The sequence below is a fragment of the Embleya sp. NPDC059237 genome (assembly GCF_042754105.1).
GTDB lineage: Bacteria > Actinomycetota > Actinomycetes > Streptomycetales > Streptomycetaceae > Embleya.
Genome location: NZ_JBHZAE010000001.1, coordinates 1,623,159 through 1,624,515 on the forward strand (window position 1 = coordinate 1,623,159; position 1,357 = coordinate 1,624,515).

Consider the following 1,357-nt stretch of genomic DNA (forward strand, 5'->3'; position numbering starts at 1 on the left):
GTGCGGGGCTCCAAGACTTGGGGCTCCCGACGGGACGTGTGTGTTGCTTGGTGAAAACCGGCCGGCAGCGGCGGGGTGGGTGGGCGGTCGGGTTGGGTCTGCCGGTGGGCTTCCTGGGTGGGTCGGGCGTGTTCGGCGAGAGCCGCGCTTTTGGTTGCGTGGGCCGGTGCGGGGCTGGTCAGAGTCGCCGGGTTGGGCGCCGCCAGCGTGCGGGGCTCCAAGACTTGGGGCTCCGGACGAGGCGTGTGTGTTGCTTGGTGAAAACCGGCCGGCAGCGGCGGGGAGGGTGGGCGGTCGGGTCGAGTCTGCCGGGGGGCTTCTCGGGTGGGGCGGGTGGTTTCCGGCGGGCGTCGCGCTTGTGGCTGCGGAGGGCCGGTGCGGGGCTGGTCAGAGTCGTCGGGTGGGCGCCGCCAGCGTGCGGGGCTTCGAGGCGCGGGGCTCCTGGCGAGGGGGGTGTGGTGCTCGGTGAAAACCGGCCGGCAGCAGCGGGGGGCGGGTGGCCGGGTCGGGTCCGCCGAGGAGCCTTCCTGAGTGGGTCGGCGCCGTTCGGGGCGTTTGGAAGGGAGTTGGGGTTCGGAACCGGATCGCGGTGGGTGGTTTTGGGCTTCGAGCTTCGGTGACCTGCAGTTTTGCGGGGGCAGGGGGCGAAGTCGGGCGTCGAGTTCCGGTTTCGTGTCCTTCGACCCCCTTACGGCCGCGTGGAGACCGAATTTGTGCAGTGGAAATCGACTTCACGTGCTGCGACGTCACAGAGGCCAACGAGGAGACCGAAAGTGCCCTGTGGGCTTCGAAACCGGATCCCGAGCCACCCGAAACAGCCCCCAGTAGCGCTGACCTGCGGGTTTCCTTCACGCAAAGGCTGCGGCACCCCACGGGATCCGGTTTCGTGAACCAACGCCACCACACGCCCACCACGCGCCCGCTGCACCCGAAATCACCCGGCCCACTCGGGAAGGCGCCCGGCAGACCCGACCCAACTCCCCACCCTCCCGCCGCTGCCGGCCGGTTTTCGCCGAGCAACACACCCGCCTCACCGGGCGCCCCCGTCTCGGAGCCCCGCACGCTGGCGGCGGCCCACTCGGCGACTCTGACCGGCCCCGCACCGGTCCACGCAACCAAAGACGCCGCTCTCGCCGAACACGCCCGACCCACCCGGGAAGTCCCCCGGCAGACCTGACCTGACCCTTCACCCTTCCCGCCGCTGCCGGCCGGTTTTCCCGCCGAGCGATACACGCGTCTCGTCGGGAGCCCCGCGTCTTGGAGCCCCGCACGCTGGCGGCGGCCCACTCGGCGACTCTGACCGGCCCCGCACCGGTCCACGCAACCAAAGACGCCGCTCTCGCCGAACACGCCCACG